The organism is Streptomyces sp. NPDC004610, from assembly GCF_040609715.1.
Classification (GTDB): Bacteria; Actinomycetota; Actinomycetes; order Streptomycetales; family Streptomycetaceae; genus Streptomyces.
In genome coordinates this window covers 1-17,239 of record NZ_JBEXLA010000054.1, presented here as the reverse complement: position 1 = coordinate 17,239, position 17,239 = coordinate 1, and the positions used below count along the sequence as shown (strand labels likewise).

Here is a 17,239-nt window from a genome sequence, read left to right as displayed (position 1 = left end):
CAGGGCCGCACTTTGGACGTCCGGCGCCCTGAACTGTTGGCGGAGATGCACCATAAGGCGTTTCACCGGCTCAACTCCGGGCCGTAGATGGGACCCGAGGTTCCGGCCCAAGCGTGTGGTTCGGCTGCCTTGCGATCTCTAGATGCAGCACAATGTCCCTCTGCCAGGAAAGAGGAGGGGCGCATGGCAACGGGGAAGCCTCAACTGCTGTTCGTACACGGCATCGGCGGCCTTCGGGACACCGCCACTGACAGCCGCAGGTGGCTGGAGGCGCTTGCCGCTGGAACGCGGGACGCCGACATGGCCGATGCGATCTCGGCATTGACACAGGGCTGGCTGGCGGATGTCACGTTCGCCAACTACAGCGATCTGTTCAACCGCCGGGGGGCCCAAGGCCATGCGGTCGGGGAACTCGACGATCATGAAGTGCCCTTCCTGACAGAGCTACTTGACTCGATACTGGGGGAACTATCCGAGCAGTTCCCGCCAGGGAGAAGCCACCAGGACGCCCGGGTCATCCGTGACGCACGTTTCCAGCTCAACGCTGCGATTCAGGGCCAACAGGCCCAGGGTGTGGGGGACATCGGCCGTCGATTGATCGGTATCACGACGACCATGCTGCGCCTCCCCGGCGTTCGCCAGACAGCCCAGTGGATGAATGGCTCGGCGCTTCTATTCCAGCTCGCCCAAGTCGGCCGTTACTTGGACCGCAGGGCCAGGAAAGCAGAACTGGGCGCGGCCATCCGCGGACGAGCGCACGACTGCCTGGACCCTGCGCGGCCCCTCGTGGTGGTCTCGCACAGCCTGGGCACAGTGGTCGCCTACGAAGCACTGCACGAGTACGAGGGAACGGTGCCTCTCTGGGTGACCTTGGGTTCGCCCCTGGCTCTGGGAGCGGTAGTCCTGGATCGTCTGGTGCCGCGCCCGGCGCACTGCCCTGAAAACGTCGCCTCCTGGCTCAACTTCTGGGACCGCGATGACATCGTGGTGGGCCGACCGCATCTGGCCGAGTGGATCCGCCCGAGCAGGAGCGGTGTCAAGGCCGTGACAGAGCGCGTCGATTCCCGCGGGCTATGGACGCACACCGCTACGAAGTACCTCAAGCACGGGACTGTGGCCCGCCCGGTGATCGAGGCCCTCCAGTCGTGACCGCCGCGACAAACCCGCCCCGCCATGTGCTCGTCGTAGGCGCACAGTGTGAAGGCGGCGCAAGGCTGGAAGGGCTGGAGGACTCTGCCCGTGCTCTGCACGCCGCCCTCGTGGACCCGAAGCTGGGGGCCTGCGTAGACCGCGGTGAGCAATCCCTGCTGATCGGCACCAATCTGGGCCGTACTCAGGTCTACGAGGCCGTGGAGCGCGCCGCTCAGGACGCACGACGTGACGGCGGTCTCCTCGTGCTCGCCCTGCTCGGTCACGGCGAGGGTGCTGAGGGCGCACCGCTGTACTTCGTCACGTCGGGCAGGGAAAACGCACCGCCGCTCTCCAACGTGAACGTCCCCTCCCTGCTTGGCGACGTCCTCAACCACCCCGGTCTGGCCGGCCTGATCGTCATTGTCGATACCTGCCTCGCCGGAGGCGCGGTACCGGCCGCTCCGGTGATCACCGCGGGGCCGCAGGGAGGCAATGTGCGGTTCTCTCTGCTCTTTGGGGCCACCGCGAAGGAGTTGGCATTCGACCTGCGGCTGAGCCGGGCACTCACCCGGATGATCGAGGAGGGTCTGCCAGGTACTGGGGAGTTCCTGAGAGTCGACGACGACTTGATGGAGCAACTCCGAGAGCAGATCGATGGTCAGCAGCCGGGGCGGTCCAACTTCGACGGAACCTATTTCGGTGATGTCCTTTGGCTGGCCCGGAATCGCGCCGCCTCCCTCAACCGCGATCTCGGATCAATCGCGAGCAAGGCAGTACGGGACGCTGTCCGGCGAATCGACAGCAACCTCCAGCTATCTACAGAGGGCGAGCTCGCCGCATGGTTGAAGGAGAACCAGCACACTGCAAGCGCCGGGTCTTGGGCTGCGGTCCACCGGTTGCGCGAAGTGCTGGCCGAATTGGAGGCCGGCCGAAAAACGCTGACCGTTGCCAACAAGGTTTTCGGTCCAAACTTGGCCGAAGACGACCTGCGGCTGGTCGGAATGCTGGCGGGCCTTCCTCTGCGCTTCTTGCGGCACGAATCACCGCCGACCTTGCGGGATCTGGTCGAGTATGCCGCTCATCACGGGGGCGCTGCAGGGGGCCAGCACCGAGCATTGGCCCACTTGGTCGCGGCCATGACCCAGGTGACTGGACACGGAGACCAGTTGCCGGAAGATGTTGTCATCTGGGCGCAGGACCTCGAACTCACTCCCACGGTCAAAAACCACCTGCGCGAGCTGAACCACCAACCTCACGGTGAGTGGGCCCCGCGGTTGGTCTTGGTGCTGGCCGACGATGGCGGCGAGAGCGTCGTCCGCGTAGACGCCTGGCTGCTCTTCGGCCGCGCTGTCCTCGGCAGCCAACGCTTCCTCTGTAACCCCGGAGACAAAGGCCTGAAGGCGGCTCTGGCCAAAGCCGTAGCCTGGTCGGCGCCATGGGCGAACATCGCGGGGAAGCGGTTGCAACACATCGACGTGGCCGCACCGACCCTCGTGCTACTCGATTGGTCTCCGGAGGAGCAATTCATCGGCAAGTACAACAAGCTGGGAGTCAACTACACCGTCACAACCCGTTGGTCTGGCCTGCTGACGCCCCCTCACGGCACCACGGTCGACGACATGCTCCAGGTAGGCGAACAATTGCTGATCTCCCTGGGCGACAGCAACTGTTCCGGCCCCGAGTGGCTCCACATCGAACAACTGGGGACCGTGGAAAAACTACAGAAGCATCTGAGCAATCACGGCTTCGGACAATACGTATGGGCAGTGGCCTCCCTGCCGGAGACGGACTGGGACTTCGTGGCGCAGGAGCTCCTCGAACACACACCCGCGCTGGTCTGGCCGCGGCAGAAGGATGTCAGCCATACACAGGTGATCAGGGCATCCGTCGGGAAGCACTGGCAGGCCCTGCCACAGCACATCGCGCACGCCTACCGGCAGCATCTGAGTGGAGTCGGCCTGAGTCACGATGATGATCTCGGGCCACTAGCGACCGTGAGAGTCGCCTGGCACGACAAGGACTGGCAGGCGTTCTGCCGGAGACGGGCGAGCACGGTCCTGAGAGCACCAGACGAGATGACGTACAAGGAGCGAGCATGAGCTGGACCCCGTACTACCGGGGCACGGGAGTCCCCCCGGAGAATCGTGCCGAGCTGCCGAAGCTGCCGTCCCTGCCGCCCTGGCGCACGCCCGCGCGACAGCAAGAGACTGATTCGGGCAAGGACCCCGCCACAACTTACCGCCCGGTCCCCGGCCTCATCGACGCAGTGAACGCCGCCCTGCACCTCCGCCGTCCCCTGCTGCTGACCGGCCGCGCGGGCTCCGGGAAGTCCACCGTCATCCGCCAGATTGCTGCCGAGCTCGACCTGGGCGAGGTACTCCACTGGCACATCACCTCCCGCAGCACCCTGGCTGATGCGCTCTATCGTTACGACGCTCTCGGCCGCATTCACGCTCACAACCTGCGCACCCTCGATGGCAAGGCCGGGTCAGAGGGCGACGAGCATGAGGATGACATCGGGGATTTCGTCCAGCTTGGTCCTCTGGGTACCGCACTTCTCCCGGGCCTCGCGGGCGACCGCCCCCGCGCCCTATTGATCGACGAGATCGACAAGAGCGACCTCGACCTGCCAAGCGATCTCCTCGACATCCTGGAGCGCGGCGGCTTCGAGATCCCCGAACTGGCAAGACATCCCAAGCCCGATATCCAGGCCCGCACCGCCGACAAGAACGGCAAGCGCACCATCGGGCACGGCTGGGTCCAGTGCACCGAATTCCCGGTCATCGTGCTGACAAGCAACGGCGAACGCGACTTCCCCGCACCCTTCCTTCGCCGCTGCGTCCGCTTCGAGATGCCACCCCTCTCCCAAGAAACGCTCACCGATATCGTCGCCGCCCATCTTGGCGACATCGAGGACAGCGCCACCGCAACCCTTGTGCAGACCTTCCTCAAGAAGCTGAACGATGACGAGTACGTCGCGATCGACCAGCTGCTGAACGCCGTCTACCTTCTGCGCGGCGACCGTGTCCCGGACCTCGCCCAGCGGCAGAGCCTGGAGAACATGCTGCTGCAGGGGCTGGGGCGTGGCTGAGGACGCCGCCGCCCGTCTGGTAAAGCTCGCTCTGGCGGGCGGCAGCGACATCGACGTTAAGGAACTACTTGACGCACTGCTCCTCGCCTCCGCCTGGGCGCACGCCGAACGGAACCCTGACAGCCCGTCCTCCGACGCCGCGGGCGGCGACACGGCGCAGCGCCGGAGGCAGGAACGGGCTGGCACCACCGCTTCCGCAGAAGGCACCCAGGCACCTGGAAGTGAGGACGCGACGGACACCGCCCATGAGCCTGTCGCCTCCGTGTGGTTCAAGGACCAGGTCGGCACTCACACGATTCCTGGCAAGCGGGTGAGCATCGGTCGTGCCGCCGCCCTGCCCGACGCCCTCGACATCGGCCGTGCGCTGCGCCCGCTGCGCCGTCCTTGGCTCTCCGGCGTCCATCGTCGCCTCGACGTCGACGCCACCGTCGATCACTACACCCGTACCGGGATGCTCGTACCCCGGCTTACCCCTGCGCCGGAATCGTGGCTGGAAGTGATCGTTGTCCTGGACCGCGGCACCGCCATGGCAGTGTGGGATGAGACAGTCCGCGCCCTCACCAAGATGCTGCGCGCCCTGGCCGCCTTCCGTGACGTCCGCGTCTGGCATCTCGAGCACCCGCCCGGCGACACCCCTGTCCTGCACGACCACCACGGCCGTACACTCTCCATGCGCCCTGATGCGGCCCACCACACCCAGCCGGCGCGCCGTCTGCTCCTCGTCGTCTCTGACTGCGCTGCACCGGCCTGGCGGCAGGACGCCCTGTGGCGAACCCTTCACACTTGGGGTCGCACCGCCCCGGTCGCCCTCATCAACCCGCTACCCAAGCGGCTCTGGCAGCGCTCTGGCCTCGACCTTCCCCGCACCACCGCGACTGCGACCGTGCCCGCATCACCTGGCCGTCTCCTGTCCTATCGCCGCCCACGTCTTCTCCGTGAAACCGAGAAGACGAAACCCTGGCAAGCTCTGCCCGTCCTGCAATTGGCCCCCGACCAGGTCCTCGCCTGGGCCCGCACCCTGATGCGCACAGATCCGAACGGCTGCGAAGCCATCCTCGTCCCCGCCACCGGCCGACCACCCCTGCGCCGTCACTACCAAGGCCCGCCCAACCAGGCCGACACAACACCGGCGAACGACCAGGTACGCGTCCACGTCGAGGCGTTCACTGACGAGCGTCAGTCCAAGGCCGTCCGCCTCGCCATCGCGGCCTCCCCGCTCGGTTCGTTCACGCTGCCCGTCCTCGACGTGCTCCGCGAACGCCTTGTCCCAGAAGCTACCCTGGCCGACACCGCCGAGTTCCTCACGGCCGGCCTCCTCAAGGTTACCCGTTACGAGTCGGCCGATACGCTGTACCACTTCCACCCCGCGGCAGCCGCTCACCTGACCAGCCTGCTCACCCGAGACCAGCTCTGGGACACCCACTTCGCCCTGAGCGACCACCTCGCTGCCAACCTTCAAGCCCCTCACGGAATCCCGGTTGTCCTCCACTCTCCCCACGCGGATGAAACCCTGGCGACCGGCATCCGCCCTTTCGCCTACGCGGCGGCTACTACGGCGCGGCTGCTGGGAGTCGAGGCAGCGGACTCTATGCCCGAGCCCAGACGCCGCCCCGCGGCCGACCTAACAGCAGAAGCGTCGAGCAAGCCACAACGCGGCACTGTTCCCACCAGCCCCGAGATGCTGGAGGACAGTCCCCAGGCCGCAGAGCTCTACCTCACTCTGGCGCGGCTTTTCCGCTCGCTTCTTGCCAGGGCCTCGGATAGCCGGGCAGTCCGCCCAAGTGAGCCGAGGCAGCACGAGGCGCTCATGGGGACGGCAAGTGGAAGCCGACAGAGCAAGCAGTGGGTACGGGGGAACGGCGAGGCTCTGGAACTAGCCGAAACGCGCTACATGCGCAACGAGTTGGTGATCAGCGTCGACGCCAGTCGCTTCGGCCCGTACGACGATGTCGACAAGCCTCGCATGCGCGCCCAGTTGTATCGGGTGTTGGAGGCGGCGTTCACCCGCGCCAACATGGTGCGCAGCGTCGTGTATATGGAAGACCGCGGCGACGGCGTCCTGATGTCGGTTGAGGACCAAATCCCGGTGACTCAGCTGCTCGGCCTCTGGCTGGTTGAGGTGCACCAGAAACTGCGGGACGAGAACCGTGGCCTGCGCGTGCCGCTGGGGCTGCGGATCGGCATGCACGTCGGCCCGGTCCGGCACGACGACCGAGGCATGAGCGGACGCGCCGTCGACCTCGCCTGCCGACTGGCCGATTCCTCCGTCAGCCGACACCTGCTCGACGCCGAGGGCGCCGACCTCGTGCTCGTGACCTCTCAGTCCCTGTTCGAGGATGCGATTAGGCATGGTGGCAGCTTCATCGAACCCGAGCGCTATTCCTCGGCCCGGCTGAAGCTCAAAGAGGGCGAGATCACGGCCTGGTTCCACCTGCCCGATCGTCCTGCCCCAGAAATCCCCGCCGCCCTGACGCAGCGCAAGAAGCCCGACGAACTGGCCTCGATCGTGCAGGACCTGACGACTCTCCTTGAGAGCGTCACCCCGATGCTCGAAAGGGGCAGGTACCTCGAGCGGGCGTCGGGGAAGAAGATCGCCGGGTTGTTGCGCGCGGTCGCCGATCAGTTGGACGTCTACGGCGACATTTCCACACCCCGTGAGGCCGTGCATCAACAGTCCGTGCGTATCGGGCAGGTCCCTGAGCACCCGGCCGGTCAAGAGAGCATCGTGCGGGAGGAGCCGGACGCCGAGCGGCTCGCTCTGCTCAATGGGATCGAGCGGGAGTCGCTCCGACTACTGCTCGACAATCTCCAATCGCATTGGTCACTGGATGGGTTGACGCATCTGGTGAGCTCTGTGCCGATAATTCAGGCCGGGTTCGAGGCCGATGTCACGCCCGCGGAGTTGCCGCCGGAGATGCGGACCTTCCAGCGTGCCTACGTCGAGTTGCTGTATCAGCTGCTGGTCGGGCGGAACACTGGGCCCCATCTGCCTACGCTCTTGCTGGACATTGGTGCCGAGAAGGTGCGTAGGTTGCTGGGGCAGTCAGCGGATGTCTGATCCATAGGACGGAGCGGTGCCCATGCCGTCAGACTGTCGCACCCCACGCAACTGGGCTGGAGTGCGCACTTCACGAGGACGCACTCCGACTCGCGGCCGCGGTCCCCGGAGTCCGGCTTCCCGACCCAGCCAAGCGTCTGGCTGTCGATATCGCCGATTTACAAGAGCAGATCTTGGAGTACGCGCCATCCGCCTGCGGCGGCACCGAACAGCCCTGCCTCAAGCCCGGCCTGCTCCAGGACGATCTCGACCGGTTCTGGCTGCTGCGGCACCAAGCGGCCACCCGGCTCGCCGACCGGCTGCCCGACGTCGAACAGGCCCTCACCGGTGCCGTCGGCTCCTGGTAGCCGCCCCGGGGCGGACATCCTCTCTTGCCCTCTTCTTCGCCTGGAGTGAGCCCGGTGGCTGCGATCGGCACAGCGGGCATAGGCGAGTAGCCCGGTGACCGGTGGAGCACGGCGAACGTCCCCGGCTGCATCGCAGTTTCACCGTGCGTCTCTCGGACCGGCAGTTCATCGAGGGCTCCGTAGGGCCGCACGAGCTCCCCTTCATCCCTCTCGCGTGACCGGCGTCACACGCACCCGAGGTAAGTGATCACCTCCACGATCTATTCACGTGATCTTCACATGAATTACCGTTCCGCTTCATTGATCGTGTTCGTGTCAACAGGCCGTGCGTGGCGTCATCCTGGGATGCATTGCCGCAGGTCGGCCGTGACTGCTGTCCCGTCGTTCCGTTTCGGGCCGTAGTCCATGGCTGTGGGGGGTTCGGATGGCTCGTCGGCATGGTCGTTCGGTGTCCGTGACGTTGGCGGGGGCTCTGCTCGCGGGTCTGCTGTCCGCCGTCGCCGTCGTGGCACCGCCGGAGGCGAGGGCCGAGTCCACGGACGCGACGCCGCTGGTGCCGGGCCAGGGGGTGGGTTCTGTTCCGGGGCAGCAGGAGGAGGCCCCGGGGAAGCCTCTCCCGGCGCCTGATTGGCCGGTGGCCGCCGAGGCGACGGTTGATCTGGCGCGGGCGTTGCCCGGGGAGCCGGGAACGGTGACGTCGGAGAGCCCGTCCGCCCCCGGTGGTGAGGTCCAGCAGGTCGCCGGTGTCGTCGAGGTGCTTCCGAGTGGTGAGGCCGCCGGCGAGGCGGCGCAGTTGCGGCGCGTGCGGTCCGCGACGGCCGGGCCGAGCCCGGCGGTGACTTCCCCGGAGGAGGGCGGGCTGTCCACGGGACCCCTGCCCGACACCGGCGAAGAAACGATTCCTCAAAGCGGGGACACCTCTGTCCCCGACCCCGGGAACTCCTCCGCTCCGCAGCCGTCCTCCGTACCCGGTGAGGCGCCGTCGCCCGGTGCGTCGCCGTCCCCGGACACGGTCTCGCCGGAGCAGGTGGACGTGCGGGTCCTGGACCGTCAGGAGATCGCACCGGTGGGGGGTGTCGGGCTGGGGCTTCAGGTCACGCGGACCGATGGTGTGGCGACGGCCGGCCAGGTGGATGTCTCGATCGACTACTCCGGTTTCCGGTACGCCTACGGCGGTGACTTCGCTTCCCGGCTCCAGCTCGTCCGCCTTCCCGCGTGCGCGTTGAACACGCCTGCCGCTCAGGAGTGCTCCGCGGTGGAGCCGGTGCCCGTCGAGAACGACACCGTGCGGGGGACGCTCACGGCGACGGTGACGGCCGAGCCCGGTTCGACGGGTCTGGCGGCGCAGTCGGTGTCGGGCGGTGCGTCCGTCTACGCGCTGACGACGGGGTCGTCCTCGGACAGTGGTGACTACCGTGCCTCCACCCTGACCACGACCGGGTCGTGGGACGTGGCGACGGGGTCCGGGGCGTTCACCTACAACTTCCCGGTGAGCCTGCCCGCTCCGGCGATGGGCGAGGCGCCGGCGCTGGGGCTGTCGTACAACTCGCAGTCGGTGGACGGCCGTACCTCGGCGACGAACAACCAGGCGTCGTGGGTGGGGATGGGCTGGGAGCTGAACATCGGCTATATCGAGCGCCGTTACCGCAACTGCACGCAGGACGGGCTGGCGACGATCGGGGACCTGTGCTGGGACTCTCCGAACACCGCGATGGAGCCGAGCGGTGCGGTGTATGTCATCAACCTCAACGGTGTGACCTCGACGCTGGTGCAGGACGACAACGGGACCGGTTCCTATCACCTCCAGGACGATCCGGGCTGGCGGGTGCAGCACCTTTCCGGCGGCCACGGCGCGGACGACGAGTACTGGGTCGTCTCCACGCAGGACGGGCAGAGCCACTACTTCGGCTGGGGCCGCGCGGAGCGCTCGGGGTCGGCGACCGGGTCGGTCTACACGGTTCCGGTGGTCGGCAACAACCCCGGTGAGCCGTGCCACGGCCAGTTCCCCGAACCGTGCACGCAGGCGTACCGGTGGAACCTGGACCGCACGGTCGACGCCAATGAGATCGAGTCGACCTACTTCTACGACAAGGAGACCAACCACTACCGCTCCGTCGCCAACACCGACAAGGCGCGCTCCTACACCGCGGGCGGCTATCTGAGCCGGATCGAGTACGGCTGGCCGCGGCAGATCGCGAACTCCAAGCCCACCGGCAAGGTCGAGCTGAGTCATGTGGGCCGGTGCGTGGAGCGGATGGCGGACGCGGACCCGCTGCGCAGCGAGCCGGGGGCGTGCCCGTCGATCGCGGCGAACCCGTCGTCGTACCCGGACGTGCCGGTGGACCTGATGTGTGACGGCACCGCGGGGGACTACCACTGTGCGGGGAAGACGTACTACCCCACGTTCTTCAGCAAGGACATGCTGTGGGACATCAAGACGTACGTGCTGAACACCGCGATGGACGGGTGGGACCCGGTTCAGCAGTACCAGACCAAGCACGGTCTGCCCAATCCTGCGGGGTCGGTGGGCAAGACGCTGTGGCTGGACTACATCCAGCGCAAGACCTACGGGACGGGAACGGACATCGTCCTGCCGGTGGTCAACTTCAACGGCGTGGACCTGGACAACAAGGTGGGTTCGACCGAGCTGAACTTCCGCCGGGTCAGCGAGATCCATGGCGACCTCGGCGGCACCACGAAGGTCACCTACGGCGCGCAGAACGCGTGCAGCGCGGACGCTCTGCCCCCGCAGGCCACGAACGGCAAGGACTGCTTCTGGGCGAAGTGGACACCCGAGGGCGAGACCGAGGCGCGCAGCGGGTGGTTCAAGAAGTTCCTGGTCATGGAGGTGACCGTCGACCCGACCGTCACCAGCAGCCAGGACGGCGCGCCGGAGATGACGACCACGTACGACTACCAGGGCGGGGCCGGCTGGCGGTTCAGCGCCGACCCCCTGGTTCCGGACGAGGACGAGTCGTGGACCGACTGGCGCGGCTACCAGAAGGTGGCGGTGACGACCGGCACCGGGGCGGTCAAACGATCGACCCTGCATTCGTTCTACCGGGGTCTGCACGGCGACCGCACGAGCAAGACCAGCTCCTCCCCGACCCGCGTCGCGATGGTCGGTGACGGGCAGGACGCCATGGTCGCGGACTCGGCGTGGCTGGCGGGCCGGGTGATCGAGACCGACAGCCGTGACCACACCGGCAGCTCCCAGCAGCAGGTCGTCCGCCAGTACTGGACGCACAACACCGCGCAGTACGAGGGACTGCCGGACGCCCGCTTCGTCCGTGAGGAGCAGACCACCACGGAGGAGAAGACATCGGCCGGCTGGCGCACCCGCGTCATCCAGAACGAGTACGACCCGGCGTCCTCCACCTCCACCACGTACGGTCTGCCGGTCCGCACGGACGACTGGGGCCAGACCGGCGTCTCCGACAACGCCTGCACCACGTACGGCCGTGCCTACAACACCGACTACTTCGACGGCAGTGACATCCAGCGATGGATGGTCCTCATCGACGAGACCCGCCACTACGCGGCCGGCTGCGACGACCGCGGCACGGCCAACCTCGACGGCTTCGCCGAGACCTTCTACGACGGTGCCACCAGCGTCGCCGCCAACAAGCCGGGCGACGGGAACGCCACGGAGGCCCGCACCCACACCTCCGCCGGCGAGCACCAGACGGTGAAGTACGGGTACGACGGCGCGGGCCGCGTCCGCTGGGCGGACGACGCCGATGCGCAGCGTACGACCACCGCCTACAGCCCCGAGCACACCTGGCCGGTGGACGGCATCACCACCACGACTCCCGATCCCGACGGCTCCCTCTCCGCCAGGGGCCCCCTCGCGACGACCGTGTGGATGTCGCGGCTGTGGGGAGTGCCTTATCAGACCCGGGACGCCAACGGGAAGATCACGAAGATCACCCTGGACGCCGCAGGGCGGCCCACCGAGGTGTGGCGGCCCACGGAGACCGGCACCTCCCCGTCCATGAAGTTCAGCTACACGATCCCGACCACCGGCGGGTCCGTACCCGACTCCGTGAGCGGCTTCCCCCGGGTCGCCAGCCACACCCTGCAGTCCGGGGACACCTATCTGTCCTCGTACAGCTACCTCGACGGGCTCGGACGCGCCCGGGAGACCCAGCTGCCCATACCCCACGGCGTCGACCCGCAGAACGGGCAGGAGGTCCCCAACCGGCAGGTCACCGCGACCCGCTACGACAACGCCGGCAACATCACCGGTGTGTCGGCCCCGTTCCGCAACCAGGGCACCGCCGGATCCTCCGCACCCGTCTCCCCCCGCGTCGTGGACCTGCCCTCCTACACGGAACTGACCCTGGACTGGGCCGGACGCACCACCCGCTCCACGATCCGCGTCGGCGACGGCCAGACCAGCGTCGCCTCGCCCAGCGGCTGGACCCAGACCGCCTACCACGGCGACCACACCAGGGTGACCCCGGCCGCGGGCGGCAGCACCGACACCCACACGGACATGTTCGGCCGCACGGCCAAGGTCGTGGAACACAACGGCAGTTCGGTCTTCACCACCCAGTACGCCTACACCGCGACCGGCGCCCTGAAGAAGATCACCGACCCGCGCGGCAATGAGACGAAGTACACCTACGACTGGGCCGGCCAGCGGCTGACCACCGACGATCCCGACGCCGGCCAGTCCAGCACCGTCTACGACGGCAACGGCCGCATCACCCAAGTCACCGGCAACAACGGCCAGACCGTCCTCGACTACACCTACGACGCGCTGGGCCGCAAGACCTCCGTCACCAGCGGCGGCACGGTCCTGTCCTCCTGGCAGTGGGACGGTGCCGTACCGAACGGCAAGGGCCGGATCACCCAGAACCTCAGCCGCTCCGCCGCCGGCAACTCCTACATCACCCGCGTCAACGAGTTCGACGGCCGCGGCAGACCTCTCAGCACCACCGTCAGCCTCCCCGCCGCCGTCGCACCGCTGAACGGGGACTACACGACGACCCTCGCCTACGACGCCGCCGACCACATCACCTCCGTCACCCACCCCGCCGCCGGCGGCCTGCCCGCCGAGACCGTCACCACCGCCTACAACAACGAGGGCCTGCCCAAGAGCCTGACCTCGGCACAGGACACCTACGTCAAGGGCACGGTCTACGACGCCTACGGGCGGGTCACCGACCGCCTCTACGGCCAGACCACCACCGGCCTGCAAGCCCCCGCCACCGCCCAGCGCACCTACACCTACAACGACACCGACGGCACCCGCTGGCTCAAGTCCATCGCCACCACCACCAAAGCCGGGCCCGGCGGCTACCTCATCACCAACACCCAGAACGACACCTACGGCTACGACGCCGCCGGCAAGATCACCTCGGTGAAGGAGGCCGCGAGCGGTCAGCCCCAGCAACTGCAGTGCTTCACCTACGACGACCAGAACCGCCTGACCAGAGCCCTCACCCGCGCCGACACCTGCACCGGCGCGACCGCCTCCGACTTCACCGGCCCTGCCCCCTACCAGACCGCCTACAGCTACGACCGCCTCGGCAACCTCCAGTCGGCCGCCGACACCGACCCTGGCGGCACCACCACCACCCGCGACTACCTCTACCCCGGCTACGACGACACCGGCGCCTGGACCACACCCAACACCGACCGGCCGCACGGCGTACGCAAGATCAACCAGATCACCTCGGGCACCACCACCGGCACCGAAACCCTCACCTACGACGACGCCGGCCAGATGCTCAAACGCGTCACCGCGGACACCACCACCGACTACACCTGGACCAAACAGGGCCAGCTCGCCTCCGCCACGGTCGCCAAGCCCACCCTCACCCAGCAGACCCGCTTCGTCTACGACGCCGACGGCAACCTCCTGCTGCGCCTCGCACCCGAGGGAACCTTCGCCTACCTGGCCGGCATGGAACTGCGCTCCAGCGGTGGCACCGTCACCGCCACCCGCTACTACACCTGCGGCAGCGCCACCGTCGCCATGCGCACCACCACCGGCAACACCACCACCGGCGGCAAACTCAGCTACCTCATGGCCGACCGCCAGGCATCGACCCAGCTCGCCGTCGACGTCGCCAACGGAACCACCGTCCGCCGCCGCTACACCCCCTTCGGCGACGAACGCAGCGGAATCCGCCCCACCGGCTCCACCAAGGGCTTCCTCGGCAAACCCGAAGACACCACCAGCGGCCTCTCCCTCCTCGGCGCCCGCGCCTACGACCCCCTCCTCGGCCGCTTCCTCAGCCCCGACCCGCTCAGCCTCCCCTACGCCCCCCAGAACCTCTCCGCCTACAGCTACAGCCACAACGACCCCGTCAACTACTCCGACCCCACCGGGCTGGTCCGGGAGCCGGAAGGCATGCCCTGCGGTGACGACAACTGCGGCATCAACAGCATCAACGACATCCCGGGCTACGAAAACACCTCCGGCGACTCCTCCGTCGTCGGCGGAAACAGCGGCACACCCGCCACAGGCGGCTGCCAGCAGTACGGCTACCACGTCAAGGACGCCTGCATCGCCGCCCAGAACGCTCCCGCCGACACCAGCAACAGCTTCGTGGTCAAGGTCTTCAAGATCTTCCTCCCGGACCCGCAGGAATGGAAGGAATGCGGTGCGGATCCCGGCTTCTCCATGGAATGCGCATCAACAGCCGGAGACATCCCCTTCCTCAAATTCCTCAAGCTCCTCAAACTCGGCGAACTCAGGAAGACCGACGAACTCGTCGACGACGCCGGCGACGCCGCGAAGAAGAACGACGTCGACGCCCCCACCAGCTGCACCAGATGTTTCCTGGCCGGAACCGGCGTACTCATGGCCGACGGCACCACCAAGAACATCGAAGACATCAAGGTCGGCGACCAGGTCGAGGCCACGGACCCGGAAACCGGCGAAACTGGACCCCGCACCGTCACCCACCTGATCGTCACCGACCGTGACAGGCACTTCAACGAACTCTCCATCGCCACCGACGACGGCATCGAAAAACTCACCGCCACCCACGAACACCCCTTCTGGTCCCCCTCCGAAGACGACTGGATCGAAGCCGCCGACCTCACCGCGGGAATGACCCTGCGCACCGACGACGGCACCACCGTCATCGTCACCGGCAACAGGGGCTACACCAAACGCGCCACCACCTACAATCTGACCGTCGACGACCTGCACACGTACTATGTGCTCGCCGGAGAGACACCCGTCCTCGTGCATAATTCAGGTCCGGGGTGCGGATCCGTATGGGTCGATTCGAACAGAGTGCCTCATCATTTCCAGCATGCTGCCGACTTCGGGGTCACTGCGAAGGAGAGCAAGGCGAGCAAGCAGGCATTTGTGAACGCCTTGGAAGACTTCGTCAAGGATCCAGGAAACATCAAGATTGCGGGAACATTTCGCGGGACACCTGCCCGGCACTACGTGGATCTCAATACCGGGCGTCACGTCTCGGTGGACATCGAGTCGGGTGAGATGCTAGGAGCTTGGAAGTCGGATGTGACTTCAGACCAGTTCTGGTACCTGACTATGCAAGGGAAGCTGTAAATGGCGACGTTGGAACCCTTCTTGGTACTTGCGGAAGCCGTATCCGAAGGGCGAATCTCTCCATCGGAGTTCTCGGTTGTCTGCCTTCCTCTGTACAAGGGGTACGGTGGCCCGTATCCAGCGGCGGAGCAGTATGAGGCTGCCACAGATCTCTTCTATGTCGCGCACGACTACGACTCAGCTGGCATCGGTATGCCTGACCTTCTGAACGATGACCAGGTTCGGCTGAAGGCGGCCGATATCGCACGGCGAATGCGTGTCCTCCTGCAGTAACCAGATTCGAACAAGTCGCTTTGGTGGAGGAATGGGTGTGTCCCCCGGCTCGGAGGCCGGGGGACCCACCCATGGTCGATTGACGGCAACGTTGGCGGACGACGGGTGCGGTGGGTGGGTCGTCAGGGGCGTCGGTCGATCGGAGGGCGTCTCCGAGGGTACTGATGGCCTGGAGCTGGAAGCGGAGGCGCACGTGGGCACGCCGGCGATGACCCCGATGTGGGAGTGTCGGAGGAGCTTCTTGATCACGGCGAGGTCGATGCCCTGGTTCTGGAGCCGTGCGGCGGTCGAGTGGCGGGAGGTCGTGGAAGCGGATGCGCCGGAGCCCGGTCCGGTCGAGGAAGCTGCGGAAGCGTCGGGTGAGGCTGGCCGGGCCGCGAGACCGGCCAGTCGGCGTGGTGAAGACGAGCCCGCTGCCGCTCCAGCCCGGCCCTATACAGGAGCCGCCTGGACGATGTCCTGGAACAGGTCTGCGGGGCAGTCGGGTGGGCCCGACCGGCCTTGGGCCTTCGCTGGCCTGCTGCCGGTATCGCCGCAACGAGGCGGACACCATCACTTCGTCGTCGGTCACGACATGGTGCGGTTCGGTCTTCGAGGCGGCTGCGCGCAATCGATCCGCAGAAGCACGGCGGGACCGCCAGCCGTAGGCGGACCCCTGCCTGAGCGGGTCTGGAGCCTGTGGACCCTGATCTGCCGGGGCTGTTGCACGCCGTACGGACTGACGCGGGCAGCCGGCACAAGGACCGGGACATCGGCGCCGCTCCGTTCCCGAGTCTCCCTTGATGGGGAGCACTGCTTGTGATGATGACAACCACCCAGCGCCTCCTTGACCTCGCCGTGGCGGCCCGGGAAACCTCTGCCATCCTTGACAGAACGGGTGGTTCAGCAGTGACCTCGCACCACGAGCCTCGCCTGGCCGGCTCCGCGGAGATCGCGGCCGAGCAGGGCTTGTCGCCGGCCCGCATCAGCGGGCTCTACGGCCAGCGCGCCGAGAACGGCTTTCCCGGGGCCGTCGCCACGCTCGGCCGAGGACGAGCGCGTCTCTGGGACCACGCCGAGGTCAGCGAGTGGTTCGCCAACCGGCCCAGGGCCAGGCTCCGGAATCACTCACCGCCCCCGCTCGACCCTGACGACCTGCTCAACGCCGCGGACGCATCGCGCTTCCTCTGATACAAGAATCCGCAACAGGTCAACACCTTCGTGCGCGGGCGCCCCGGTTACTTCCCGCCAGCTGACGAGATCACCGAGAAGGGAACTGCGGAACACCCCTACCAGCAGCAACGATGGCGGGTGCAGACCCTTCTGGACTGGAGGGAGACCCGCCCAGGACGTGGCCGACGCTCTGATGCCACCCGTGTGGCCTCCCCCCTCCCGTCGGTTCCTGCCGACGGTGACGCCGATGAGCTCCGGGGCGCGACCCAGGCCGCTGCCCTCTTGGGTTACAAGAGCCCCAACTCCTTCTCCAGCAGCCTCTCCCAGGGCAATCTCCCTGTGCTCAAGACCCCCGATGCGGTCACAGAGAAGGGCCGGCACCGACAGTGGACGCGGCGACGACTCCTTGAACAGGCAGCCAACCTGCGGCATGCAAGAAGGAAGAGTCAGGGCTTCCAAGCCTCGCAAGCTCGGCGACGTGGCTCCTGAGTTCTTGCCTACACCTCCCACCCCCACCGTACCGTCACCGCCCGCAATCTCACCCACCCTCACCTGACGGCGGAAGTGCAAAGCTCCCCGCAGGCGGTCTGATCGGCTCCCCGCAGGCGGACATGGAATGTCCCCGCTGATGGACGCGTGATCCCTCT

General features: G+C 67.0%; 6 protein-coding genes and 3 pseudogenes. 8 read left to right on the top strand and 1 reads right to left on the bottom strand.

The genetic code is table 11. The annotated features are described in order from the left end of the window. The first annotated feature begins 183 nt into the window (after positions 1–183). From ABZX40_RS38305 to ABZX40_RS38275, 7 genes and pseudogenes are all read left to right on the top strand, one after another. A complete protein-coding gene (locus tag ABZX40_RS38305; protein ID WP_355749865.1) occupies positions 184–1,149 on the top strand; it encodes a hypothetical protein in 966 nt (321 codons plus the stop codon). Then, positions 1,146–3,230 carry a hypothetical protein gene (locus tag ABZX40_RS38300; RefSeq protein WP_355749868.1) on the top strand — a complete coding sequence of 695 codons (2,085 nt, stop codon included), beginning with the start codon at positions 1,146–1,148 and terminating at the stop codon, positions 3,228–3,230. The genes ABZX40_RS38305 and ABZX40_RS38300 overlap by 4 nt, the downstream gene beginning before the upstream one ends. After that, positions 3,227–4,222 carry an AAA family ATPase gene (locus ABZX40_RS38295; protein WP_355749871.1) on the top strand — a complete coding sequence of 332 codons (996 nt, stop codon included), beginning with the start codon at positions 3,227–3,229 and terminating at the stop codon, positions 4,220–4,222. The genes ABZX40_RS38300 and ABZX40_RS38295 overlap by 4 nt, the downstream gene beginning before the upstream one ends. Beyond that, positions 4,155–5,663: pseudogene (locus ABZX40_RS38290) on the top strand (SAV_2336 N-terminal domain-related protein); the annotation flags it as partial. The gene ABZX40_RS38295 and the pseudogene ABZX40_RS38290, both read left to right, overlap by 68 nt. A 1,260-nt stretch (positions 5,664–6,923) precedes the next feature. Then, positions 6,924–7,280, top strand: a pseudogene (locus ABZX40_RS38285) (lysine--tRNA ligase); the annotation flags it as partial. Positions 7,281–7,453: 173 nt separating this feature from the next. Beyond that, a complete protein-coding gene (locus ABZX40_RS38280; protein ID WP_355749874.1) occupies positions 7,454–7,627 on the top strand; it encodes a hypothetical protein in 174 nt (57 codons plus the stop codon). A gap of 448 nt (positions 7,628–8,075) precedes the next feature. After that, a complete protein-coding gene (locus ABZX40_RS38275; RefSeq protein WP_355749877.1) occupies positions 8,076–15,167 on the top strand; it encodes a polymorphic toxin-type HINT domain-containing protein in 7,092 nt (2,363 codons plus the stop codon). Between the two features lie 367 nt (positions 15,168–15,534). Here the strand turns inward: ABZX40_RS38275 and ABZX40_RS38270 are convergent. Next, positions 15,535–15,855: pseudogene (locus ABZX40_RS38270) on the bottom strand (tyrosine-type recombinase/integrase); the annotation flags it as partial. 386 nt (positions 15,856–16,241) lie between these two features. Between ABZX40_RS38270 and ABZX40_RS38265 the strand changes: the two are divergent. Further along, on the top strand, positions 16,242–16,610 hold the full coding sequence (locus ABZX40_RS38265) for a hypothetical protein (protein WP_355749880.1): 369 nt from the start codon (positions 16,242–16,244) through the stop codon (positions 16,608–16,610). Positions 16,611–17,239: the final 629 nt, after the last annotated feature.

Excerpts from the sequence above, each read along its gene's own strand:
- ABZX40_RS38305 (WP_355749865.1), top strand. The coding sequence starts at position 184 with ATGGCAACGGGGAAGCCTCAACTGCTGTTCGTACACGGCATCGGCGGC.
- ABZX40_RS38295 (WP_355749871.1), top strand. The coding sequence starts at position 3,227 with ATGAGCTGGACCCCGTACTACCGGGGCACGGGAGTCCCCCCGGAGAAT.
- ABZX40_RS38265 (WP_355749880.1), top strand. The coding sequence starts at position 16,242 with ATGATGACAACCACCCAGCGCCTCCTTGACCTCGCCGTGGCGGCCCGG.